2 pseudogenes are annotated in these 947 nt (G+C 74.2%); both read right to left on the bottom strand.

The features are described 5' to 3' along the window. Positions 1-583: pseudogene (locus tag KVT14_RS23580) on the bottom strand (ABC transporter permease); the annotation flags it as partial. Further along, a pseudogene (locus tag KVT14_RS20030) lies at positions 580-947 on the bottom strand (sugar ABC transporter ATP-binding protein); the annotation flags it as partial. The pseudogenes KVT14_RS23580 and KVT14_RS20030, both read right to left, overlap by 4 nt.

The following is a 947-nucleotide window of genomic DNA, read 5'->3' as shown; positions in this document are numbered from 1 at the left end:
GCTCGTCGCGCAGCCGGGGGTCCGCGACGACGAGCCGCACGCCCTCGGCCTGCGCGCCGCCGCCCGAGCCGATGATCAGCAGCACGATGCCCTGGAACGCCAGGAACGCCGCGAGCGTCGCGACGAACGACGGGATGCCGACCCGCGCGACCAGCAGGCCGATCAGCACGCCGATCACCACGCCGGTGCCGAGCGCCGCGGCGAGCGACGCGTACCAGGGCCAGTGCATGTCGGTCAGCGTCGTGGCCAGCACGGCGCCGCAGACGCCCGACGCGAAGCCGGCGGACAGGTCGATCGCCCCGAGCAGCAGCACGAACACCAGGCCCATGCCGATCGTCATGACGACCGCGCCCTGCTGGAACAGGTTGGCCAGGTTGAGCGCGGACGGGAACGTCTGCGGCTTGGCGACGGTGAACGCCGCGACCAGCACGGCGAGCGCGAGGACCGCCGGCAGCGACCCCATGTCGCCGCCGCGGACCTTCCGGACGTAGGCGTTCAGGGCCTCGGCGAACGTCGGCTGCTCGACCGCGCCGGTCAGCGGCGACGACGGCGTCGAGGGCGGGGTCAGGGTCGGGGTGGTCACGGCTGCACGCTCCCGTCGGGTCCGGGCCGGCCGTCGGCGGTGGTCGGCGGCGGGGGCGGCGACGCCGGGTCACGGTCGCCCGACGTCCCGCTGGTGATGAGCTCGATGACCTGGGCGCGGCTGGTCCGCGCGGTGCGCACTTGCGCCGCCGTCTGCCCGAGGTAGAGGACGCAGATCGCGTCGGCGACCGCGAACACGTCGTTCATGTTGTGGCTGACCAGCACGACGGCGAGTCCCGCGTCCGCGAGCCGCCGCACGAGCTGCAGGACCTGCTCGGTCTGCGCGACCCCGAGGGCCGCGGTCGGCACGAGGAGGATGACCAGCGTCGAGTTCCACAGCACCGCGCGGGCGGTCGCGACGGTCT

Source organism: Cellulomonas sp. GbtcB1 (genome assembly GCF_019091725.1).
Classification (GTDB): domain Bacteria; phylum Actinomycetota; class Actinomycetes; order Actinomycetales; family Cellulomonadaceae; genus Cellulomonas.
The sequence above is the reverse complement of the archived record's forward strand: the minus strand, read 5'-3'. Positions and strand labels throughout refer to the sequence as shown.